Genomic DNA, 21,243 nt, shown 5'->3' with positions numbered 1-21,243 from the left:
GGGGGCGGATCAGGCGGTGACACCGGCCGGTGAGGGCTCGCCCCGCACCCCCACCATCGTCTCCTCCGCCAGCCAGTCCACCACCCGGCGCAAAGCCTCGTCCTCGCTGGCGCCGTCGGCGAGCGCCGTCTGGAAGATCTCGATCTGCCGGTGCGCGCTGGTGCCGCGCCTGAGGATGTCGCGCGCCCGCCCGACCTCGGCGGTGCAGCCGAAATGCTCGGCATCCTCGCGGGTCAGGTCGATGATCTCGTCCAGCAGGTCGGCATAGGGCACGATGCGGCCCTGGCCGAAATCGACCAACCCGCTGTCCAGCCCGTAACGCTGGGCGCGCCAGCGGTTTTCCTCGATCAGCAGGTTCTTGTAGGGCCGCCATGTCACGTTGCGCAGCTTCAGCCGCCACAGCATGCGCAGCAGGCAGCGATACAGCGCCGCCACCGTCACCGCATCGTCCAGCCGGGTGCAGATGTCGGTGATGCGCATCTCCAGCGTCGGAAAGCGCGAGGATGGACGGATGTCCCACCACAGCTTGCTGGCGTCCTCGATCACCCCGGCATTCACCAGCACCGCGACATGGCTCTGATACTCGCCATAGCTCTGAAAACCGGCAGGCATGCCGGTGCGCGGCAGCTCGTGCCAGACGCTCAGCCGGTAGGAACGGCGCTCCATGTCGCGCCCGCGCCAGAAGGGCGAGGAGGTCGACAGCGCCAGCAGGTGCGGCAGGAAATAGCGGACCTGATTCATCAGGTCGATGCGCAGGTCGTCATCCTCGATCCCGACATGGACATGCATGCCGCAGATCATCAGCCGGCGGGCGGGCGCACCGAGGTCGCGGGCCAGCATGTTGTAGCGGTCGCGGTTGGTGTGCTTCTGCGGCTCCCATGCGGCGAAGGGATGGGTGGAGGCGGCGATCGGCGCCAGCCCGTAGCGGTCGGCCACCCCGGCCACCGTGCCGCGCAGCGCCGCCAGTTCGGCCCGCGCCTCGTCCAGCGTCTTGCAGACCGGCGTTCCCACCTCGATCTGGCAGCGCAGGAATTCCGGATGGATGCGGCCGGGCGCCTGTTCCTGGCAGGCTTCCAGCATCTCGTCCGGCGGGCTGGGCACGATGTCGCGCGTGCCGCGGTCGACCAGCAGATATTCCTCTTCCAGGCCGAGGGTGAAGGAGGGTTCGGTCACGGTGCTTTCCATGCGGTGTCAGGCCCGGGGATAATGGTGGACGACCGTCAGCGACGGCAGGGAGAGCAGAGGTTCCAGCGCATCGCCAATCACCTGCGCCCAGAGATCGGCGCCCTCTGGCGTGGCGATCAGATCCTGCCGCACCTCCAGCAGGACATTGGGGTAACCGGCGGGGGTCGCATGGGTCTCCACCGTGCCGCCCAGCGTGCCGCGGCCGGAATAGGGCTGGTTGTCGCCGACGCACCAGCGGCCGTCGGCCTTCAGCGCGTCGATCAGCGGCACCGGCAGGCGCGGATCGTTGTCCCACAGCACGCCGATGTGCCAGGGCCGCGCCACCCCACGCATGGCCGGGGTGAAGCTGTGCACCGAAACCAGCACCGGCACCTGCCCGCGGGCACGGATCGAGGCGACCGCAGCCGCGACCGCGGCGTGGTAGGGCTTGAACAGCGCCTCCACCCGCTGCGCCTGGGCCTTGGCATCGAGCGCACGGTTGCCGGGGATCACCACGTCGTCGCTGACCACCGGGATGGCGGTCGGATCCTCAAGCGCCCGGTTCGGATCGATCACCAGCCGCGAAAATCCGGAGAGCACCGCAGTGGCGCCGAACCGCTCCGCCAGACGCCGCGTCACCTCCGCCGCACCGATGTCGTAGGCGATGTGGCGGCAAAGCTGCTCCTCCGGCAGACCGAGGTCACCCAGCGACCGCGGGACCGTGCGCGTTGCGTGGTCGCACAGCAGCAGCAGCGGTCCCCCGGCATCCGGATTCAGCGTGGTCGCCGGCAGCGGATCGTCGGGTCCCAGCAGCGGAGTGGCGCCGCGCGGTGCCGGTGCGGGCGCGGTGACGGGCTGGCGATGTTCGGAAGGTGATGTGGCCATATGCCACACTAACGCAACCGCCACGCCGGGCGGAAGCGCGGCCGATGGTGGTAGCCCGAACGGCAAGCTGCTAGGCTGTCCTTCCCTCTCCGCGCGAACCCACCCGGAAGACGACCCGCATGCTTCGCCTGCTTTCCCTCTGCCTTGCCGTGATGGCGCTGCTCAGCGCTTGCGGACCCGTTTACGAGACGCAGTACAGCCTCGTCCCGCCAAGCTCGGCCGAAGGTCGGCTCTGCGTCAACCAATGCCAGCAGAACCGCAACTATTGCCGCCAGAATTGCGGCATGTCGCAGCAGGCCTGCGTGAACGAGGCGCGGTCGCGCGCCCTCTATGAATATCAGGCCTACGTCAACCGCCAGCAGGCGGAGAAAAAGCCGATCAAGAAGTCGGTCGGCGATTTCGACCGCTCCTACTCCTGCGGCAACAGCAGCTGCGAAGCGCGCTGCGAATCCGACTATCGCGACTGTTTCGGCGGAAGCTGCGGCGGGCAGGTGGTCGCCAAGCGCGTCTGCACCGCCTTCTGCGACCAGGAAAAGCCGGCGCCCGCCGCACCGATGCTGAGCCCGGTGCCGCCGGGCGGCGTCCAGGCGCCGATGATGCAGGCGCCGATGGGGGCTGCTCCGATGTCCAGCAACGGTGGCTATGCCGCCGGTTCGTCGCTGTGCCAGCCCGGCATGCGGGTGTCGGTCGAATGGAAGGGCGACTGGTACCCCGCCACCGTCAAGGACCATCCCCGTAAGGATGGCCGCTGCCCGGTCCACTATGACGATTTCGGCTCGGAGGACGATGAGTCGGTCGCGCTGCGCCGCATCCGTCCGCGCTGATCCGCCGTTTCCTTATCGCCGCCGGCAGCCTCCGGGAGAGTCCCGGAGCTGCACGGCAGCCATGACTTGCGTCGCGCTGGTCCGGTGACCGGGCGGCCGTTATAAGCGGTCCATGCCAGACGCCAGTGCCTTCCCAGCCGATCATGCGGACCGGACCCAGCGCATCGCCCTGATCGCGCTGCTGGTCGGCGCTTTGGGCATCGCTTTTGCCCCCATCTTCGTCCGGCTGTCGGAGGTCGGACCGGTCGCCACCGGTTTCTGGCGGACCGCACTGGCGATGCCGGCACTGGGGCTGTGGATGGCCGCCGAGTCGCGGCAGCGGGGCGGGCGCTCCAGCCGCCGCCCCTCCACGGTCTCCGACTATGCCCGCCTGTCGCTGGCCGGCCTGTTCTTCGCCGGCGATCTTGCGATCTGGCACACCTCGATTCGCTACACTTCGGTCGCCAACTCCACGCTGCTGGCGAACTTCGCCCCGCTTTACGTGGCGCCGGCCGCCTGGTTCCTGTTCAAGGAGCGGATCACCCGCCGCTTCGTCATGGGCATGCTGCTGGCGCTGGCCGGCGCCATCGTGCTGATGGGCGAGAGCTTCCAGCTCGACGCCGACCATCTGTTCGGCGATGGGCTGGCCCTGCTCACCGCCGCCTTCTATGCCGGCTACATCCTGTCGGTCGGGCGGCTGCGCGCGGAATTCTCCACCGCCACCATCATGACCTGGAGCGGCGCGATATCCGCCTTGGTTCTGTTGCCGATCGGCCTCTATGACGGAGAGGCGATGCTGCCGGCGAGCGCATCCGGCTGGGCGGTGCTGGCGGGCCTCGCCCTATTCAGCCATGCCTGCGGCCAGAGCCTGATTGCTTACGCCCTGGCGCATCTGCCGGCGTCCTTCTCGTCGGTCAGCCTGCTGCTTCAACCGGCGGCGGCGGCCATTCTCGCCTGGATTCTCCTGAGCGAGCCGCTGGGTCCGTTGCAGGCACTGGGCGCCGCGGTGATCCTGATAGGCATCCTGCTGGCCCGTCCCGGCGGCCGCTGACGCCCAGGCCCGGGCGGTTGCCCATCGCCATCGCCGCCATAGTTTTCCATCCCGTGGGCAAGGCGCCGCAGCGTGGCGGTCGGCCATTGACCGCACCCGCCGGGACCTTTACCGGTATGACCATCCAGCAATGAACCGCCTTCCGACCAAAGGGGAACAACCCGTGCCCGGCACCGACGACAGCGCTCACGTCCCCTCCTCTTCCCAGCGCATTTCGGAGTGGGTGGCGCAACAGCTCCTCGACCGCATCGCGCGAGGCGAGCTAGTGCCGGGAGAGCGTCTGCCGGGGGAACGCCAACTGGCGGAACAGCTGCATGTCAGCCGGGTCTCCGTCCGCGCCGCGTTGCAGAAGCTGAAGACGCAAGGATTCCTGACCGCCGTTCAGGGCGGCGGCACCCGTGTCGTCTCATCGGCCGGCATGATGGACGGCGCATTGACCGCCATGGTCCGCAGCACCCACCAGAACCTCTGCGACCTCGTCGAAATCCGCATGGCGTTGGAGAGCTGGGCAGCCCGCCGTGCGGCCGAGCGTGCGACACGGGAGCAGATCGACACCATCGGACGCATTCTGGCGGCGATGACCGAGACCAACCGCGACGGCGGTCGCGCTGCTGACGATATGGATTTCCACGTCGCCGTTGCCCAGGCGTCGGGCAGTCCGGTCTACCTCCACCTGCTGTCGACCATCCGCGACATCCTCGGCAACATGGTCGAGATGAAGCACACCGAACCCTTCATGGAAAACCATGAAGCGCTGATGATCGAGCATCACCGTGCCATCCATCAGGCCCTCGCCCGCCGCGACCCGGACGGCGCCGCGAACGCCGTGACCGCCCATCTCGGCTGGATCCTGGCGCGCTACCGCACGATGTCGGACCATTCCACCGGCGGCACCGACAGCGCGACCGACGCCCCGCCCTCCCCCAGCGCCGGCTGACGCCGGCAGCTCTCTCCAAAGCCGGCCAAAAGAAAGGCCGCAGCCTCCGAACGGAGACTGCGGCCTTTTCCTATCCGACCGGTGACGATCCTCAGCTGGCGAGGATCGTCCCGATCTGTTTGGTAACCTCATCGATGTCGGCCATGCCGTCCACCACCTTCAAAACGCCGCGGCCCTGGTAATAGGGCAGGATCGGCGCGGTCTGCTGGTGGTACTGGCCCAGGCGGGTGGTCACCGTCTCCGCATTGTCGTCGGCGCGCCGCTTGAATTCGGTGCTGCCGCAGACATCGCAGACGCCCTCGACCTTCGGCTTCTCGAAGCTGTCGTGATAGCCCTTGCCGCACTTGGCGCAGGTGTAACGGCCAGTGATGCGCTCCACCAGCACGTCGTCCACAACCCGCATCTCGATCACGTGATCGAGCTTCAGGCCCTTCTCGTCCAGCATCCGATCAAGCGCCTCGGCCTGGGCGACCGTGCGCGGGAACCCGTCGAGGATGAAGCCGTTCTTCACGTCGGGCTTCGAAATGCGTTCGGCGATCATGCTGACCATCAGCTCGTCCGGCATCAGCTTGCCGGCGGCCATGATCTCCTTCGCCTGCTGCCCGAGCGGCCCGCCTTCCGCCACCATGGCGCGGAGCATGTCGCCGGTCGACAACTGCACCAGACCACGAGTGTCTTCCAGACGGCGCGCCTGGGTCCCCTTCCCGGCGCCCGGCGGACCGAGCAGTATGAGGTTCATTACTTTCTCCCCCGAAGCTTCGATTTCTTGATCAATCCCTCATACTGGTGGGCCAGCAGGTGGGAATGAATCTGCGCAACCGTGTCCATCGTGACGGTGACCACGATCAGCAGGCTGGTGCCGCCAAAATAAAACGGAACCGAGTGCTGGGATATCAGGATTTCGGGGAGGAGACAAACCGCCACAAGGTAGGCGGAGCCGATGACCGTCAGCCGCGTCAGAACATAGTCGATGTGGTCGGCGGTGTTCTTGCCCGGACGGATGCCGGGGATGAAGCCGCCATACTTACGCAGGTTGTCGGCCGTCTCCGTCGGGTTGAAGACGATGGCGGTGTAGAAGAAACAGAAAAACACGATCAGCGAGGCGTACAGCAGCATATAGAGCGGCGTGCCGTGCGCGACGTAGCGCGACACCGCCTGCAGCCACTCCGGCCCTTCGCCGCCGGCGAAGCCGACCGCAGTCAGCGGCAGCAGCAGCAGCGACGAGGCGAAGATCGGCGGAATGACGCCGGCCGTGTTCATCTTCAGCGGCAGGTGCGACGCTTCGCCGCCGAATACCCGGTTGCCGACCTGACGCTTCGGGTACTGCACCAGCAGGCGGCGCTGGGCGCGTTCCATGAAGACGATGAAGAATACGACGCCAACCGCCATCACCAGCATCAGGATGATGAAGACGGTGGACAGCGCGCCCTGACGGCCGAGTTCCAACGTATTGACCAGCGCGCGCGGCAGTTCCGCGACGATGCCGGCGAAGATGATCAGCGAGGTGCCGTTGCCGATGCCGCGGGCGGTGATCTGCTCGCCCAGCCACATCAGGAACATGGTGCCGCCGACCAGCGTGATGACCGTGGCGATGCGGAAGAACAGGCCGGGGTCGATGACCGCGGCACCGGTGGAACCGCGCATCGACTCAAGCCCGACCGCGAGGCCGTAGGCCTGGACGGTGGCGAGAACGACGGTGCCGAATCGGGTATACTGGTTCAGCTTTTTGCGCCCGGCCTCGCCTTCCTTCTTCATGGCCTCCATCTGCGGCGACACGGCGGTCAGCAGCTGCACGATGATGGACGCCGAGATGTACGGCATGATGTTGAGCGCGAAGATGGTCATGCGGTGGAGCGCACCGCCGGCCAGCATGTCGAACATCCCGAGGATGCCGCTGCCCTGCTGCTTGAAGACGTCCTGCAGGATGTGCGGATCGATGCCCGGAATCGGGATGTAAGTGCCCAGCCGATAGACGATCAGGGCCGCCAAGGTGAACCAAATCCGCTTTTTCAGCTCGGTCGCCTTGGAGAAAGCCCCGAAATTGATGTTGGCGGCAAGCTGCTCGGCCGCTGATGCCATGGTCCAATCCCTGTCCCGTAAGCGCGAACGGGGCGGCACTGCATGACGCAGGCCGCCCCTCGCGACTTCGCTTTTTGTAGTGCCCCGAAAGCCCGCGCGCAAGCGCGGGCTTATCGTGGAACTTTACTCGGCGGCTTCGGCGGCGGGAGCGGTCAGCGTGACGCTGCCACCCGCCTTCTCGACGGCTTCGATCGCCGACTTGGACGCGCCGGCGACCGTGAAGGAAACCTTCGCGGTCAGCTCGCCCTTGCCCAGCAGACGGACACCGTCCTTCTTCACCTTGCCGGTGACACCGGCGGCGTTGAGCGCCGCGGCATCGATAGTCTCGGCGGCGTTCAGCTTGCCCAGGTCGATGGCCTTTTGGACCATGCCCAGGTTAACCACCGAGTATTCCTTGGCGAAGATGTTCCGGAAACCGCGCTTCGGCAGGCGGCGGTGCAGAGGCATCTGCCCGCCTTCGAAGCCGTTGATCGCCACGCCGGTGCGCGAGGTCTGACCCTTCACGCCGCGGCCAGCGGTCTTGCCCTTGCCCGAACCGATACCGCGACCGACGCGCATGCGCGCCTTGCGGGCACCGGCGTTGTCACGCAGGTCATTAAGCTTGGTCATGATCTCAGCCCTCGTTCTCGACGCGGACCAGGTGCGCGACCTTGGCGATCATGCCCCGCACGGCCGGAGTGTCCTCCAGCTCGCGGGTCCGGTGCAGCTTGTTGAGACCCAGACCGACCAGCGTTTCACGCTGGTCGTGCTTGCGGCCGATCGGGCTGCCGATCTGGGTCACGACGACGGTCTTCTTCTCGCTCATGATCAGGCCTCCTGACCGGCGCCGGCCTCGCGACGACCGAGGATGTCGCTCACGCGACGACCACGGCGCGCCGCGACGGACCGCGGGCTGGTGACCTGGGTCAGGGCGTCGAAGGTCGCCTTGATCATGTTGTGCGGGTTCGACGTGCCGATCGACTTGGTCACGACGTCAGCGACGCCGAGAGCCTCGAAGATCGCGCGCATCGGACCACCGGCGATGATGCCGGTACCGGCCGGAGCGGCCCGCAGCACGACCTTGCCGGCACCGAAGTGGCCGTTGGTGTCATGATGCAGCGTACGGCCTTCGCGCAGCGGGACGCGGATCATGCCGCGCTTGGCCTGATCGGTCGCCTTGCGAATGGCTTCCGGGACCTCGCGGGCCTTGCCCGAGCCGACGCCGACACGACCCTTGCCATCGCCAACGACGACCAGAGCGGCGAAGCCGAAGCGACGACCACCCTTGACCACCTTGGCAACGCGGTTGATGCCGACGAGCTTTTCGATCAGCTCGCTTTCTTCCCGCTCGCGCGGCTGCCGGTCGCGGTTGTCCCGCTCCCCACGTTCACGTGCCATATCCGGGCCTCCTTAGAACGACAGCCCGCCCTCACGGGCGGCGTCGGCCAGGGCCTTGACCCGGCCATGGTAAATGTAACCACCGCGGTCGAACACGACCTCGGTAATCCCAGCGGCCTTGGCGCGCTCGGCGATCAGCTCGCCGATGCGCTTGGCAGCATCGACGTTGCCGCCGTGCTTGAGCTGCTCGCGCAGCTCCTTCTCGAGCGACGAGGCCGACGCGAGCGTCTGGCCATTCACGTCGTCGATGATCTGGGCGTAGATGTGCAGATTGGACCGGAAGACCGAGAGGCGAACGCGCCCGCCGGCCTTCTTGGCAATCTGCGCGCGCACGCGCTGCTTGCGGCGCTCGTGGAGTTGCTTTGGCTTCAGCATGGCGGTTACTTCTTCTTACCTTCCTTGCGCAGGACGGTTTCGGTCTCGTACTTGATGCCCTTGCCCTTGTAGGGCTCCGGCTTCTTCCAACCGCGGATCTCGGCGGCCACCTGGCCGACCTTGTGCTTGTCGTAGCCGCTGACCGAGATGGCCGTCGGCTTGTCGCACTTGATCGTGATGCCTTCCGGGATCGGGTACTTCACGTCGTGCGAGAAGCCGAGCTGGAGAACCAGCTCCTTGCCCTGCACGGCCGCGCGGTAACCGACGCCGTTGATTTCCAGGTTGATCGTGTAGCCCTGGCTGACACCGGTGACCATGTTGTTGATCAGGGTGCGCGAGGTTGCCCACATGACGCGGGCGCGCTTGCTGTCGTTTGCCGGCTTCACCACCACCTTGCCGTCTTCCAGCGAGGCGGTGATGTCGTCGATCAGGGTCATGCTGAGTTGCCCCAGCTTGCCCTTGGCCGTGACCTGCTGACCGTCGACCTTTACGTCGACGCCAGCCGGGACCGGCACGGGATGCTTGCCAATGCGCGACATCTGCCAATCCCCCTTAGAACACGCGGCAGAGGACTTCACCGCCAACGTTGGCGGAGCGGGCCTCATTGTCCGACATCACGCCGCGCGGGGTCGACAGGATCGACAGACCGAGCCCGTTGTAGACACGGGGCAGGTCGGCGATCTTCGAGTAGACGCGACGGCCGGGCTTCGACACACGGGCGATCTGCTTAATGACAGGCTCGCCTTCGTGGTACTTCAGCTCGATCTTCAGGTTCTTGACGCCCGGACGCAGTTCTTCCTCGGACCAGCCGCGGATGAAGCCTTCACGCTTCAGAACTTCCAGGACGTTGACGCGCAGCTTAGACGCCGGGGAAACCACAACGGACATGCGGGCGTGCTGACCGTTGCGGATGCGGGTCAGCATATCGCCGAGCGGATCGCTCAAAGACATTCTCGGACCCTCCTTACCAGCTCGACTTCGTCATGCCCGGAATCTGGCCGGTAGAGGCCAGTTCGCGGAGCGTGACGCGGGACAGCTTGAACTTGCGATAGAACGCGCGCGGACGCCCGGTCATTTCGCAGCGGTTCCGGATGCGCACCTTCGAGGAGTTGCGCGGCAGTTCGGCCAGCTTGAGGCGGGCAGCGAATTGCTCTTCCGGCGGGAGGGCCTTGTCGTTCGCGATTGCCTTCAGGCGCGCACGCTTGTTCGCGTACTGCTTGGCCAGCTTGGCGCGACGCTTGTTCTTTTCGATGGCACTGGTCTTAGCCATGGTCGTGCTCCAGCCTCAGCTCACGAACGGCATGTCGAAGCCCTTCAGGAGAGCCTTGGCTTCCTGATCGGTCTTCGCCGAAGTGACGATGATGATGTCCATGCCGCGGATCTGATCGATCTTGTCGTAATCGATCTCCGGGAAAATGATCTGCTCCTTGACACCCATGGCGTAGTTGCCACGGCCGTCAAAGCTGTCACCCGGGATACCGCGGAAGTCACGGACGCGCGGCAACGCAATCGTCACCAGGCGATCCAGGAACTCGTACATGCGGTCGCGACGGAGCGTGACCTTGCAGCCGATCGCCATGCCTTCGCGCAGCTTGAACTGGGCGATGGACTTGCGCGACTTGGTCACCACCGGCTTCTGACCGGTGATGGCGGCCATCTCGGCCACGGCGAGCTGGATCTTCTTGGAGTCGGCGACAGCCTCGCCGACACCCATGTTGACCACGATCTTCTCGATCCGCGGAACTTCCAGGTCGTTCTTGTAGCCGAATTCCGACTTCAGAGCGGCGCGGATCTTGGAATCGTAAACTTCTTTCAAACGTGCGGTCATGCCCGGGTCCTCACAGGTCAATGACTTCGCCGGACCGCTTGGCGACACGCACCTTGCGGCCATCCTCAAGGATCTTGAAACCGACGCGGGTCGGCTTGCCATCCTTGGGATCGACGTGAGCGAGATTGGAGACGTTGATCGGTGCCTCCATCTCGATGATGCCACCCTGCGAGCGGGCGCTGGCACGCTGGTGCTTCTTCACCACGTTCACGCCCTGCACAACGGCACGGTTCTCCTTGGGGAAAACCTTCAACACCTCGCCGGTCTTGCCTTTGTCGCGGCCGGTCAGGACAACGACCTTGTCCTTGGTCTTGATCTTGGCGGCCATTACAGCACCTCCGGCGCCAGCGAGATGATCTTCATGAACTTCTTGCCGCGCAGCTCGCGAGTGACCGGCCCGAAAATACGGGTGCCGATCGGCTCGCCCTGCTTGTTGATCAGCACGGCGGCATTCCGGTCGAAACGGATCGCCGACCCGTCCTCCCGACGCAGTTCCTTCGCGGTGCGGACGATGACGGCGCGATGCACGTCACCCTTCTTGACGCGGCCCTTCGGAATGGCCTCCTTGACCGAGACGACGATGACGTCGCCCACGGTCGCGACCTTCCGCTTGGACCCGCCAAGCACCTTGATGCACTGCACCCGGCGCGCCCCGCTGTTATCGGCGACTTCCAGGTTGGTTTGCATCTGGATCATTGTTTACGACCTTTCGTTATCACGCGGCGCCGCTGTCGGCGGCGGACTCCGTCACGACCGTCCAACGCTTGGACTTCGAGATCGGGCGGCATTCGATGATCGAAACGGTATCGCCGACCTTGAACAGGTTGCCCTCGTCGTGGGCGGCGTACTTCTTCGACTGACGAATGAACTTCTTGTACACGGGGTGCATGACACGGCGCTCGACAAGAACCGTAACGGTCTTGTCGCACTTGTCGCTGACCACCGTGCCCTGCAGAACGCGGCGAGGCATGGATGATCCCCCTTACTTGCCGGCGTCGGCGGAGCGGGCACGCTCGCCGAGGATGGTCTTGATGCGGGCGATGTCGCGGCGCACCGTGTTCACCCGCGCGGTGTTCTCCAGCTGGCCGGAGGCCCTCTGGAAACGCAGGTTGAACTGTTCCTTCTTGAGCTGGATGAGCTGATCGTTCAGCTCATCCGCGCTCTTCGTACGAATGTCTACGGCCTTCATGCCGCGGTCTCCTCGACACCGCCCAGGCGGGTCACCAGCTTCACCTTGATCGGCAGCTTCGCGGCCGCCAGAGCGAAGGCGGTTTTTGCCACATCTGCCGGCACGCCGTCCAGCTCAAACAGGATGCGGCCCGGCTTCACGCGAGCCGCCCAGTACTCCGGCGAACCCTTACCGGAACCCATGCGGACTTCGGCGGGCTTGGTGGAGACGGGGAGGTCCGGGAAAATGCGGATCCAGACGCGGCCCTGACGCTTCATCGCACGGGTGATCGCGCGGCGGGCCGCTTCGATCTGACGGGCGGTGATGCGCTCCGGCTCCAGGGCCTTGAGGCCGAAGGAGCCGAAGTTCAGGGCGGTGCCGCCCTTGGCGTTGCCGTGGATGCGGCCCTTGTGGGCCTTACGGAATTTCGTGCGCTTGGGAGAAAGCATCGCTCGGCCCCTTTACTCGCGTTCGGAGCGCTCGGAGCGCTCGCGACGGTCGCGGCGATCATGCCGATCACGGCGCGGCTCGCCGTCGGTCGACACCGGCTCGGTACCCATGCGCTTGTCCTGCGCCATCGGGTCGTGAGCCATGACCTCGCCCTTGAACACCCACACCTTGACACCGCAGGTGCCGTAGGTGGTCTTGGCGGTGCCCACACCGTAATCGATGTCGGCGCGCAGGGTGTGCAGCGGAACGCGGCCTTCGCGGTACCACTCCATACGGGCGATTTCCGCACCGCCGAGACGGCCCGAGCAGTTGATCCGGATGCCCTGGGCGCCCAGACGCATGGCGGACTGCACGGCGCGCTTCATGGCGCGACGAAATGCCACACGACGCTCGAGCTGGCTGGCGATGTTCTCGGCGATGAGGCGAGCGTCGATTTCCGGCTTGCGGATCTCGACGATGTTCAGGCTCACCTCGCTGCCGGTCATCTTCGACAGCTCAAGACGCAGCTTCTCGATGTCCGCGCCCTTCTTGCCGATCACCACGCCCGGACGAGCCGAGTGAATGGTGATGCGGGCCTTCTTGGCCGGACGTTCGATGACGACGCGCGAGCAACCGGCCTGCTGCAGGCGACCCTGCAGATAGCCACGCAGCTTCAGGTCCTGGTGCAGCAGATTGGCGTAGTCGCGCTTGGCGAACCAACGGCTGTCCCAGGTCCGGTTGATGCCGAGGCGCAGCCCGATCGGATTGATTTTCTGACCCATTACTCGGCCCCCTCGGCAACGGCGGCGTCACGCTCGCGGACGATGATCGTCAGGTTGCTGAACAGCTTCTCGACCCGGGCGCCGCGACCGCGGGCACGGGCGTGGAAGCGCTTCATCACCAGAGCGCGACCGACCGTCGCCGACGACACGTACAGACGGTCGACGTCGAGCTGGTGGTTGTTCTCGGCGTTCGCGATCGCGGCCTGCAGGACCTTCTTCACTTCGCCGGCGATGCGGCGCTTGGAGAAGGTCAGCTCGGCCACGGCACGGCTGGCATCCATGTTCCGGATGAGCTGGGCGACGAGGTTGAGCTTCCGCGGGCTGGTGCGGATCATCGGATTGCGGGCCAGAGCCTCGTTCTCCGCGATCCGGCTGGGATTGGCAGACTTGCCCATGGCTTACTTCCTCTTCGCCTTCTTGTCCGCCGCGTGGCCATAGAAGGTCCGCGTCGGAGCGAACTCGCCGAACTTGTGACCGATCATGTGCTCGGTAACCAGAACCGGCAGGAACTTGTGGCCGTTGTAGACGCCGAACGTCAGACCGACGAACTGCGGCAGGATGGTCGAACGACGCGACCAGATCTTGATGATCTCGTTGCGGCCCGAAGCCCGGCTCTTGTCCGCCTTCTTCAGCAGATAGCCGTCGACGAACGGGCCCTTCCAAACGGAGCGTGCCATCGTTCGACCTCCTTACTTCGAATGACGGCGGCGCAGGATCAGGCCATCCGTCTTCTTGTTGTGACGAGTCTTCTTGCCCTTGGTCGGCTTGCCCCACGGCGTGACCGGATGACGGCCGCCCGAGGTGCGACCCTCACCACCACCGTGCGGGTGGTCGATCGGGTTCATGGCGACGCCACGGACCGACGGACGCTTGCCCAGCCAGCGGTTGCGACCGGCCTTGCCAAGGTTGGTGTTCATCTGGTCCGGGTTGGATACGGCACCCAGGGTGGCCATGCACTCGCCACGAACCATGCGAAGCTCGCCGGACGGCAGCTTCAGCTGGGCGTAGCCACCGTCGCGGCCGACCAGCTGCAGGTAGGTGCCGGCGGAACGAGCCACCTGACCACCCTTGCCGGCCTTCAGCTCGACGTTGTGCACGATCGAACCGACCGGGATGTTCTTCAGCGGCATCGCGTTGCCGGGCTTCACGTCGGTGCGCTCGCCGGAGATCACGGTGTCGCCGACCTTCAGGCGCTGCGGTGCCAGGATGTAGGACAGGGTCCCATCCTGGTACTTGATCAGCGCAATGAAGGCCGTGCGGTTCGGATCGTATTCCAGCCGCTCGACGGTGGCCGGAACGTCGAACTTGCGACGCTTGAAGTCCACCAGACGGTAGGTACGCTTGTGACCGCCACCCATGCGGCGCGCAGTGATGCGGCCGGTGTTGTTGCGGCCACCAGACTTGGTCAGGCCCTCGGTGAGGGTCTTGACCGGCTTGCCCTTCCACAGCTCCGAGCGGTCAACAATGACCAGCTGGCGGAGCGAGGGAGTAATCGGGCGGTATTGCTTCAGAGCCATCGGATCACACTCCCGCTCAGATGCCCGTGGTCACGTCGATCTTGTTACCCTCGGCGAGGGTGACGACGGCCTTCTTAAAGTCCGAGCGACGGCCGATGGTGCCGCGGAACCGCTTGGTCTTGCCCTTGGAAACCAGGGTGTTGACCGCGGTCACCTTGACGTTGAAGAGACCTTCAACGGCGGCCTTGATCTCCGGCTTGGAGGCCGTGAGCGGCACGCGGAACGTGACCTGGTTATGCTCCGACACCAACGTCGACTTCTCGGTGATGACGGGAGCGAGGATCAGGTCGTACATCCGCTCCTGGCTCACCGCAGGTTTCGACTGCTTGCTCATTTCAGGCGAGCCTCCAGTTGCTCGACCGCGTTGCGGGTCAGGACCAGCGTGTCGCGGCGGAGAATGTCGTAGACGTTCGCACCCTGCTCCGGCAGCACGTCGATCAGCGGGATGTTGCGCGAAGCCTTGGCGAAGTTGTCGTCCAGGTTCGAGCCATCGATGATCAGCGCCGAAGTCAGGCCGAGGGTGGCGAGACGGGCCGCCAGTTCCTTGGTCTTGTGCGTCTCGGCGGCCGCGGCCTCCAGGACGATCAGCTTGCCCTCGGCGGCCTTGGCCGACAGGGCGGTCTTGAGCGCCAGCTTGCGGACCTTCTTGGTCAGGTCGTGGGCATGCGAACGCACCACCGGCCCGAAGATGGTCGCACCGCCGCGGAACTGCGGCGAACGGATGGAGCCCTGACGAGCGCGGCCGGTGCCCTTCTGCCCATAGGGCTTCTTGGTCGTGCCGCTGATCTCGCTGATGCCCTTGGTCTTGTGGTTGCCGGAGCGGCGCTTGGCCAGCTGCCAGTTCACCATGCGGGCCAGCAGGTCGTTGCGGGTCGGCAGACCGAACACGGCGTCCGACAGCTCGATCTCGCCGACGGCTTCGTTGTTCAGATTCTTGATCGTGGCCTTCATGGCGCTCACTCCTGCGTCTCGGCCGGGGCTTCCGCCGCCGGAGCAGTCTTGATGCCGGCCGGGAAGGGCAGGCCTTCCGGAGCCTTCTTCTTGACGGCGTCACGGATGCGCAGCCAACCGCCCTCGGCGCCGGGGACGGCACCCTTGAGCAGGATCAGACCACGGGCTTCGTCGACGGACACGACCTGAAGGTTCAGGACCGTGACCCGCTCGTCACCGAGATGACCGGCCATCTTCTTGTTCTTGAAGACCTTGCCGGGATCCTGGCGGTTACCCGTCGAACCGTGCGAGCGGTGCGACACCGACACGCCGTGCGTGGCGCGCAGACCACCGAAGTTCCAGCGCTTCATCGCACCGGCAAAGCCCTTGCCGATGGAGGTGCCGGTGACGTCGACGAACTGGCCGGCGACGAAGTGCGACACCGACAGCTCGGCACCGACCTCGATCAGGGCATCGGCATCGACGCGGAACTCGACAAGCTTGCGCTTGGGCTCCACACGCGCCTTGGCGAAATGCCCGCGCTCAGGCTTGTTGACGTTCTTGACCTTGATGGCGCCCGCGCCGAGCTGGACGGCGGTGTAGCCATCCTTTTCCTCGGTGCGAACGGCGACGACCTGGCAGCTGTCGACTTTCAGCACAGTGACCGGAACATGCTGGCCGTCGTCCGTGAAGACGCGGGTCATGCCGACCTTCTGCGCGATCAAACCGGATCGCATTGTTCTTTATCTCCTGACCAGGGACATCCGATTACCGGAGAGGTCCCTTACCAACCAAAATCAGAGCTTGATCTCGACGTCGACACCGGCGGCGAGGTCGAGCTTCATGAGCGCATCCACGGTCTGCGGCGTCGGATCGACGATGTCGAGCAGGCGCTTGTGGGTGCGGATCTCGAACTGCTCGCGCGACTTCTTGTCGATGTGCGGCGAACGGTTCACGGTGAACTTTTCGATGTGCGTCGGCAGGGGGATCGGGCCCCGCACGCGCGCGCCGGTCCGCTTGGCGGTGTTGACGATCTCGCTGGTCGACTGGTCGAGCACGCGATGATCGAACGCCTTCAGACGGATGCGGATGTTCTGGCTGTCCATGTCCAAACGTCCCTTGCACCTTCTAGCGATGACGCGGACGCGTCACCGGAACTCCACGAGCTTGCTTCGGGGCATCGCCGACAGCGCAAGGCCGCGCGCCGAACCACCGAAACGGGGGCCGACGGGCGACGCTGTGACCGATGCGACGGGCCGATACGAAAAAGAACATCCCCTGCGCGGGAAGCGCGGAGGGGATGTTCCGATCAGCAGACGGCGCGCCTCCCATGGAGGCGCGCCGTGCCGTTCGTCTCGGGCTGCGTCTAGGCCGAAGCTGCCTACCACCAACCCAAAATCCAGAGGGCGTATTCTCTAGGCGTTCAGCGCCTGCGTGTCAATCCTGAATCTCCCTCCGGATCGGAGGAAGCTGGGTTGACAGGCCGACGGGTCCGAACACCAACGCCCGATGGCTAGAACCGGGCGGGCCGCACTTCCCGCTCGCGCAGGCAAGACGGCCCGTCTCTCACATCCGGCAGCCGGATCGCTCCGGCCGCCCTACCCCGCCCTCTCCGGCGACCGCCTTGCGGCGGCTGCCGGAAGGGTCATCACTCGACGATCTTGGCAACGACGCCGGCACCGACAGTGCGGCCGCCTTCGCGGATGGCGAAGCGCAGGCCTTCGTCCATGGCGATCGGGGCGATCAGCGTCACTTCCATGGCGACGTTGTCGCCCGGCATCACCATCTCGACGCCTTCCGGCAGCGCAACCATGCCCGTCACGTCCGTCGTCCGGAAGTAGAACTGCGGACGGTAGTTCGTGAAGAACGGGGTGTGGCGGCCGCCCTCTTCCTTCGTCAGGATGTAGGCTTCGGCCTTGAACTTGGTGTGCGGGGTGATCGAACCCGGCTTGGCCAGAACCTGGCCGCGCTCGACGTCCTCGCGCTTCGTGCCGCGCAGCAGCGCGCCGATGTTGTCGCCGGCTTGCCCGGAGTCGAGCAGCTTGCGGAACATTTCGACGCCGGTCACCGTCGTCTTCACCGTCGCCTTCAGGCCGACGATCTCGACTTCCTCGCCGACCTTCACGATGCCACGCTCGACGCGGCCGGTCACAACCGTGCCACGGCCCGAGATCGAGAACACGTCTTCGATCGGCATCAGGAACGGACGATCGACCGGACGCTCCGGCTGCGGGATGTACTCGTCCACCGTCTTCATCAGCGCCAGGACGGCGTCACGGCCGATCTCCGGCTGACGGTCTTCCAGAGCGCACAGCGCCGAACCCTTGGTGATCGGAATGTCGTCGCCAGGGAACTGGTAGGACGACAGAAGCTCGCGAACTTCCAGCTCGACCAGCTCCAGCAGCTCCGGATCGTCGACCATGTCGACCTTGTTCATGAACACCACCAGCGCCGGAACGCCAACCTGGCGCGCCAGCAGGATGTGCTCGCGGGTCTGCGGCATCGGGCCGTCGGCGGCCGACACGACCAGGATCGCCCCGTCCATCTGGGCGGCGCCCGTGATCATGTTCTTCACGTAGTCGGCGTGGCCCGGGCAGTCGACGTGCGCGTAGTGGCGGTTCTGCGTCTCGTACTCGACGTGCGCCGTCGAGATCGTGATGCCGCGCGCCTTCTCTTCCGGCGCCTTGTCGATCTGGTCGTAAGCGGTGAAGGTCGCGCCGCCGGACTCCGCCAGCACCTTCGTGATCGCCGCCGTCAGCGACGTCTTGCCGTGGTCGACGTGGCCGATCGTGCCAACGTTGCAGTGCGGCTTGTTCCGCTCGAACTTTGCCTTCGCCATGGGGTGGTCTCTCCGTTTCTCAATCGTTCCAGCGGTCTTCAGGCCACCTTGGCGCGGACGCCGTCCGCGATGGCCTGTGGCACCGGCTCATAATGGTCGAACTGCATGCTGTACTGCGCACGGCCCTGACTCATGGAGCGCAGGGAGTTCACATAACCGAACATGGCGGCCAAGGGAACCAGTCCCGTGACGATTCGCGCGTTGCCACGCTGGTCCATGCCGGTGATTTGTCCCCGGCGACCGTTCAGGTCGCCGATGACGTCGCCCATATAGTCGTCCGGCGTGATGATTTCGACCCGCATCAGCGGTTCCAACAGCGCCGGAGCGGCTTTTGTCATAGCCTCGCGGAAGGCGGCCCGCGCCGCAAGTTCAAAGGCAAGCGGCGACGAGTCGACATCGTGCGCCTCGCCACCGGTCAGAGTCGCCTTGACGTCCACCACCGGGTAGCCGGCGACGACACCGCTGTCCTTTGCAGCCTCCAGGCCCTTCTGCACGCCCGCGACGAACTCGCGCGACAGGCCAGCCGCCCGGTTCTCGAAGACGAAGCCAGCACCGCGGTCCAGCGCCTCCAGTTTCAGCGTCACGCGCGCGAACTGGGCGCGGTCGCCGGTCTGCCGGGCGTGGACATGGTCGACCTCGGCCGAGCGCAGCACGGTCTCCCGATAGGCGACCTTCGGCGCGCCGACAGCCGCATCGACGCGGAACTCGCGCCTCATGCGGTCGACGATGATGTCGAGATGCAGTTCGCCCATACCGCGGATCACGGTCTGGCCGCTTTCGCGGTCGACGGTGACCTGCAAAGAGGGATCCTCGTGGCCGAGGCGGTTCAATGCCGCCGCCATCCTGTCGTGGTCGGCGTCGGTGCGCGGCTCGACGACGATCTCGATCACCGGTTCCGGAACGTCGAGACGTTCCAGCACGATCGGCTTGGCGGTGTCGCATAGCGTGTCGCCGGTTGCCGTGTGTTCCAGGCCGGCGAAGGCCACGATGTCGCCGGTGTGGGCGCGCTCGATCTCTTCACGGCTGTTGGCGTGCATCAACAGCATGCGGCCGATCTTCTCGCGCTCACCCTTGACCGGGTTCAGCAGCGAATCGCCGACGCTGACGGTGCCGGAATAGATGCGGCAGAAGGTGAGCGTCCCGACATAGGGATCGTTCATCACCTTGAAGGCGAGACCCGAGAAGGGCGCACTGTCATTGGCGGCGCGTTCCTCGGCCCGGTCGCCACCCACCGCATGGCCCGTCACCGCACCGATGTCGTTCGGTGCCGGCAGATAGTCGACCACGGCGTCCAGCATCGGCTGGATGCCCTTGTTGCGGAAGGCGGACCCGCACAGCACGGGAACCATGACGCCGGCAATCGTGCCCTTGCGGATCAATGCGCGCAGCGCGTCGGGAGTCGGCTCCTCGCCGCGCTCGAGATAGGCGGCCATCGCCGCCTCGTCGAGGTCGAGCACGGCGTCCAGCAGCGCCTGATGGGCGCTTGCAGCCGGTCCGGCCAGATCCTCGGGAATTTCGGTGTGCTGGAATTCTGCGCCGAGCGTTTCGGCCTTCCAGATCGTGGCGCGCATCGCAACCAGATCGACGATGCCGGAGAAGCCGGCCTCGCTGCCGATGGGAAGCTGAACGATCAGCGGCTTGACGCCCAGGCGGTCCGCCATCATGGCGACGCAGCCGTCGAAGTCCGCGCCGATGCGGTCCATCTTGTTGACGAAGGCCATGCGCGGCACGCCGTACTTGTCGGCCTGCCGCCACACGGTCTCGGTCTGGGGCTCGACGCCCGCAACCGCGTCGAAGATGGCAACGGCGCCATCCAGAACGCGCAGCGACCGCTCGACCTCAATGGTGAAATCCACGTGGCCGGGCGTATCGATGATGTTGATGCGGTGGTCGCGCCAGAAACAGGTCGTTGCCGCCGAGGTGATGGTGATGCCCCGCTCCTGCTCCTGCTCCATCCAGTCCATGACGGCGGTGCCGTCATTGACCTCGCCCATGCGATAGGACTTGCCGGTATAGAACAGGATGCGCTCGGTCGTCGTCGTCTTGCCGGCATCGATGTGAGCCATGATGCCGATGTTGCGATAACGGTCGAGGGCGTGCGAGCGGGGCATGCAAAATCACCAGGACAGGCGTTAACCTTACCAGCGGTAGTGCGAGAACGCCTTGTTGGCTTCCGCCATACGGTGCGTATCTTCGCGCTTCTTCACGGCAGTGCCGCGCTGGCTGGCGGCGTCGAGCAACTCACCCGACAGACGCTCGGTCATGGTGTTTTCCGAGCGGGCGCGGGCGGCGCTGATCAGCCAACGGATGGCCAGGGCCTGGGCGCGGTCCGAACGGACCTCGACCGGAACCTGATAGGTCGCACCACCGACGCGACGCGAACGCACTTCGAGGTGCGGCTTCACGTTGGCGAGGGCATCGTGGAAGACCTGAACGGGGTCGTTCTTGGTCTTGACCTCGATACGACCCAGCGCACCGTAGACGATGCTTTCAGCCGACGACTTCTTGCCGTCAAACATCAGGCAGTTCATGAACTTCGTCAGGACGCGGTCGCCATACTTGGCGTCCGGCAGGACTTCACGCTTCTCGGCGCGATGACGACGGGACATCGTGAGTTCTCCTTACTTCGGACGCTTCGCGCCGTACTTCGAACGACGCTGCTTACGATCCTTGACGCCCTGGGTATCCAGCGTGCCGCGAATGATGTGGTAGCGAACGCCGGGAAGATCCTTCACACGACCGCCGCGGATCATGACCACCGAGTGTTCCTGGAGGTTGTGGCCCTCACCAGGGATGTAGCTCGTCACCTCGAAGCCGTTCGTCAGACGAACGCGGGCGACCTTACGGAGCGCCGAGTTCGGCTTCTTCGGGGTGGTGGTGTAAACGCGAGTGCAGACGCCACGCTTCTGCGGGCAGGCCTCCATCGCGGGAACCTTGTTGCGCGCGGCCAACGGCTCGCGCGGCTTACGGATCAACTGGTTGATCGTCGGCATATCTGCCCTTCATCCCTTCAAGATCACTCGGCCGGACGAGCCGGACGAAGCAAAAGCCCGCCTGCGAAACGTTGCCGTTCCGAGCG

32 protein-coding genes are annotated in these 21,243 nt (G+C 65.4%); 3 read left to right on the top strand and 29 right to left on the bottom strand.

The genetic code is table 11. From position 1 onward, the window contains the following. Positions 1 to 9: 9 nt before the first annotated feature. Both ABNQ39_RS01205 and ABNQ39_RS01200 read right to left on the bottom strand, forming a co-directional pair. Positions 10 to 1,173: a carboxylate-amine ligase gene (locus tag ABNQ39_RS01205; protein ID WP_376958361.1), complete on the bottom strand. Its 1,164-nt coding sequence runs from the start codon at positions 1,171 to 1,173 to the stop codon at positions 10 to 12. 18 nt (positions 1,174 to 1,191) lie between these two features. Further along, positions 1,192 to 2,049, bottom strand: a complete 858-nt coding sequence (locus ABNQ39_RS01200; protein WP_376958360.1) for an N-formylglutamate amidohydrolase — start codon at positions 2,047 to 2,049, stop codon at positions 1,192 to 1,194. A gap of 119 nt (positions 2,050 to 2,168) precedes the next feature. Here ABNQ39_RS01200 and ABNQ39_RS01195 point away from each other — a divergent pair, with 119 nt between their 5' ends. From ABNQ39_RS01195 to ABNQ39_RS01185, 3 genes are all read left to right on the top strand, one after another. Then, positions 2,169 to 2,873 carry a hypothetical protein gene (locus ABNQ39_RS01195; protein ID WP_376958359.1) on the top strand — a complete coding sequence of 235 codons (705 nt, stop codon included), beginning with the start codon at positions 2,169 to 2,171 and terminating at the stop codon, positions 2,871 to 2,873. 112 nt (positions 2,874 to 2,985) lie between these two features. Then, entirely contained in the window at positions 2,986 to 3,903 is a 918-nt protein-coding gene (locus ABNQ39_RS01190; RefSeq protein ID WP_376958358.1) for a DMT family transporter, read from the top strand. Positions 3,904 to 4,066: 163 nt separating this feature from the next. After that, on the top strand, positions 4,067 to 4,840 hold the full coding sequence (locus ABNQ39_RS01185) for a FadR/GntR family transcriptional regulator (RefSeq protein WP_376958357.1): 774 nt from the start codon (positions 4,067 to 4,069) through the stop codon (positions 4,838 to 4,840). 91 nt (positions 4,841 to 4,931) lie between these two features. On the opposite strand, the gene ABNQ39_RS01180 is transcribed toward ABNQ39_RS01185, so the two are convergent. From ABNQ39_RS01180 to rpsL, 27 genes are all read right to left on the bottom strand, one after another. Further along, the gene (locus ABNQ39_RS01180; RefSeq protein WP_174471528.1) at positions 4,932 to 5,579 is read right to left on the bottom strand and encodes an adenylate kinase; all 648 of its coding nucleotides are present in this window, start codon (positions 5,577 to 5,579) and stop codon (positions 4,932 to 4,934) included. After that, positions 5,579 to 6,919 carry a preprotein translocase subunit SecY gene (gene secY / locus ABNQ39_RS01175; protein ID WP_098740484.1) on the bottom strand — a complete coding sequence of 447 codons (1,341 nt, stop codon included), beginning with the start codon at positions 6,917 to 6,919 and terminating at the stop codon, positions 5,579 to 5,581. Before secY ends, ABNQ39_RS01180 begins: the two co-directional genes overlap by 1 nt. A gap of 123 nt (positions 6,920 to 7,042) precedes the next feature. Then, positions 7,043 to 7,528 carry a 50S ribosomal protein L15 gene (gene rplO / locus ABNQ39_RS01170; protein ID WP_109051337.1) on the bottom strand — a complete coding sequence of 162 codons (486 nt, stop codon included), beginning with the start codon at positions 7,526 to 7,528 and terminating at the stop codon, positions 7,043 to 7,045. A gap of 4 nt (positions 7,529 to 7,532) precedes the next feature. Continuing rightward, positions 7,533 to 7,724: a 50S ribosomal protein L30 gene (rpmD, locus tag ABNQ39_RS01165; protein ID WP_042694084.1), complete on the bottom strand. Its 192-nt coding sequence runs from the start codon at positions 7,722 to 7,724 to the stop codon at positions 7,533 to 7,535. Between the two features lie 2 nt (positions 7,725 to 7,726). After that, the gene (gene rpsE, locus ABNQ39_RS01160) at positions 7,727 to 8,296 is read right to left on the bottom strand and encodes a 30S ribosomal protein S5 (RefSeq protein WP_014246902.1); all 570 of its coding nucleotides are present in this window, start codon (positions 8,294 to 8,296) and stop codon (positions 7,727 to 7,729) included. Between the two features lie 12 nt (positions 8,297 to 8,308). Beyond that, entirely contained in the window at positions 8,309 to 8,671 is a 363-nt protein-coding gene (gene rplR / locus ABNQ39_RS01155; protein WP_098740487.1) for a 50S ribosomal protein L18, read from the bottom strand. A gap of 5 nt (positions 8,672 to 8,676) precedes the next feature. Beyond that, on the bottom strand, positions 8,677 to 9,210 hold the full coding sequence (gene rplF, locus ABNQ39_RS01150; RefSeq protein ID WP_109154399.1) for a 50S ribosomal protein L6: 534 nt from the start codon (positions 9,208 to 9,210) through the stop codon (positions 8,677 to 8,679). 13 nt (positions 9,211 to 9,223) lie between these two features. Continuing rightward, complete coding sequence (gene rpsH / locus ABNQ39_RS01145) at positions 9,224 to 9,622, bottom strand: 30S ribosomal protein S8 (protein WP_085088120.1); 399 nt, start codon at positions 9,620 to 9,622, stop codon at positions 9,224 to 9,226. A 13-nt stretch (positions 9,623 to 9,635) separates the two neighbouring features. Next, a complete protein-coding gene (gene rpsN, locus ABNQ39_RS01140; protein ID WP_098740488.1) occupies positions 9,636 to 9,941 on the bottom strand; it encodes a 30S ribosomal protein S14 in 306 nt (101 codons plus the stop codon). Between the two features lie 15 nt (positions 9,942 to 9,956). Then, positions 9,957 to 10,499: a 50S ribosomal protein L5 gene (rplE, locus tag ABNQ39_RS01135; protein ID WP_012973217.1), complete on the bottom strand. Its 543-nt coding sequence runs from the start codon at positions 10,497 to 10,499 to the stop codon at positions 9,957 to 9,959. 10 nt (positions 10,500 to 10,509) lie between these two features. After that, entirely contained in the window at positions 10,510 to 10,827 is a 318-nt protein-coding gene (rplX, locus tag ABNQ39_RS01130; protein ID WP_014246896.1) for a 50S ribosomal protein L24, read from the bottom strand. Beyond that, a complete protein-coding gene (gene rplN, locus ABNQ39_RS01125; protein WP_012973215.1) occupies positions 10,827 to 11,195 on the bottom strand; it encodes a 50S ribosomal protein L14 in 369 nt (122 codons plus the stop codon). The genes rplX and rplN overlap by 1 nt, the downstream gene beginning before the upstream one ends. Positions 11,196 to 11,214: 19 nt before the next feature. After that, positions 11,215 to 11,469 (bottom strand): 30S ribosomal protein S17, encoded by a 255-nt coding sequence (gene rpsQ / locus ABNQ39_RS01120; protein ID WP_014246895.1) that lies wholly within the window; start codon positions 11,467 to 11,469, stop codon positions 11,215 to 11,217. Between the two features lie 12 nt (positions 11,470 to 11,481). Beyond that, positions 11,482 to 11,688, bottom strand: coding sequence for a 50S ribosomal protein L29 (gene rpmC, locus ABNQ39_RS01115; RefSeq protein ID WP_098740490.1), 207 nt, complete (start codon positions 11,686 to 11,688; stop codon positions 11,482 to 11,484). Beyond that, positions 11,685 to 12,116, bottom strand: a complete 432-nt coding sequence (gene rplP / locus ABNQ39_RS01110; protein ID WP_014246894.1) for a 50S ribosomal protein L16 — start codon at positions 12,114 to 12,116, stop codon at positions 11,685 to 11,687. Before rplP ends, rpmC begins: the two co-directional genes overlap by 4 nt. A 12-nt stretch (positions 12,117 to 12,128) precedes the next feature. Beyond that, entirely contained in the window at positions 12,129 to 12,878 is a 750-nt protein-coding gene (gene rpsC, locus ABNQ39_RS01105) for a 30S ribosomal protein S3 (protein ID WP_098740491.1), read from the bottom strand. Beyond that, entirely contained in the window at positions 12,878 to 13,273 is a 396-nt protein-coding gene (gene rplV, locus ABNQ39_RS01100) for a 50S ribosomal protein L22 (protein WP_014246892.1), read from the bottom strand. Before rplV ends, rpsC begins: the two co-directional genes overlap by 1 nt. A gap of 3 nt (positions 13,274 to 13,276) precedes the next feature. Next, positions 13,277 to 13,555 (bottom strand): 30S ribosomal protein S19, encoded by a 279-nt coding sequence (rpsS, locus tag ABNQ39_RS01095; RefSeq protein ID WP_012973209.1) that lies wholly within the window; start codon positions 13,553 to 13,555, stop codon positions 13,277 to 13,279. Between the two features lie 12 nt (positions 13,556 to 13,567). Beyond that, positions 13,568 to 14,395 carry a 50S ribosomal protein L2 gene (gene rplB, locus ABNQ39_RS01090; RefSeq protein WP_098740492.1) on the bottom strand — a complete coding sequence of 276 codons (828 nt, stop codon included), beginning with the start codon at positions 14,393 to 14,395 and terminating at the stop codon, positions 13,568 to 13,570. Between the two features lie 16 nt (positions 14,396 to 14,411). Further along, positions 14,412 to 14,729, bottom strand: coding sequence for a 50S ribosomal protein L23 (locus tag ABNQ39_RS01085; protein ID WP_012973207.1), 318 nt, complete (start codon positions 14,727 to 14,729; stop codon positions 14,412 to 14,414). Then, positions 14,726 to 15,346 carry a 50S ribosomal protein L4 gene (gene rplD, locus ABNQ39_RS01080; protein WP_098740493.1) on the bottom strand — a complete coding sequence of 207 codons (621 nt, stop codon included), beginning with the start codon at positions 15,344 to 15,346 and terminating at the stop codon, positions 14,726 to 14,728. Before rplD ends, ABNQ39_RS01085 begins: the two co-directional genes overlap by 4 nt. Before the next feature lie 5 nt (positions 15,347 to 15,351). Beyond that, on the bottom strand, positions 15,352 to 16,062 hold the full coding sequence (gene rplC, locus ABNQ39_RS01075) for a 50S ribosomal protein L3 (RefSeq protein ID WP_098740494.1): 711 nt from the start codon (positions 16,060 to 16,062) through the stop codon (positions 15,352 to 15,354). A gap of 60 nt (positions 16,063 to 16,122) precedes the next feature. Beyond that, positions 16,123 to 16,431 carry a 30S ribosomal protein S10 gene (rpsJ, locus tag ABNQ39_RS01070; RefSeq protein WP_012973204.1) on the bottom strand — a complete coding sequence of 103 codons (309 nt, stop codon included), beginning with the start codon at positions 16,429 to 16,431 and terminating at the stop codon, positions 16,123 to 16,125. Between the two features lie 542 nt (positions 16,432 to 16,973). Beyond that, positions 16,974 to 18,164 carry an elongation factor Tu gene (gene tuf, locus ABNQ39_RS01065; RefSeq protein ID WP_376958351.1) on the bottom strand — a complete coding sequence of 397 codons (1,191 nt, stop codon included), beginning with the start codon at positions 18,162 to 18,164 and terminating at the stop codon, positions 16,974 to 16,976. Positions 18,165 to 18,202: 38 nt separating this feature from the next. Further along, positions 18,203 to 20,275 (bottom strand): elongation factor G, encoded by a 2,073-nt coding sequence (gene fusA / locus ABNQ39_RS01060; RefSeq protein ID WP_376958356.1) that lies wholly within the window; start codon positions 20,273 to 20,275, stop codon positions 18,203 to 18,205. A gap of 27 nt (positions 20,276 to 20,302) precedes the next feature. Further along, positions 20,303 to 20,773: a 30S ribosomal protein S7 gene (gene rpsG / locus ABNQ39_RS01055; RefSeq protein ID WP_098740496.1), complete on the bottom strand. Its 471-nt coding sequence runs from the start codon at positions 20,771 to 20,773 to the stop codon at positions 20,303 to 20,305. 12 nt (positions 20,774 to 20,785) lie between these two features. Further along, positions 20,786 to 21,157: a 30S ribosomal protein S12 gene (gene rpsL, locus ABNQ39_RS01050; RefSeq protein WP_012973201.1), complete on the bottom strand. Its 372-nt coding sequence runs from the start codon at positions 21,155 to 21,157 to the stop codon at positions 20,786 to 20,788. Between the last annotated feature and the right edge of the window lie 86 nt (positions 21,158 to 21,243).

The sequence above is a fragment of the Azospirillum sp. A26 genome (assembly GCF_042604635.1).
Taxonomy (GTDB): domain Bacteria; phylum Pseudomonadota; class Alphaproteobacteria; order Azospirillales; family Azospirillaceae; genus Azospirillum; species Azospirillum palustre.
The sequence above is the reverse complement of the archived record's forward strand: the minus strand, read 5'-3'. Positions and strand labels throughout refer to the sequence as shown.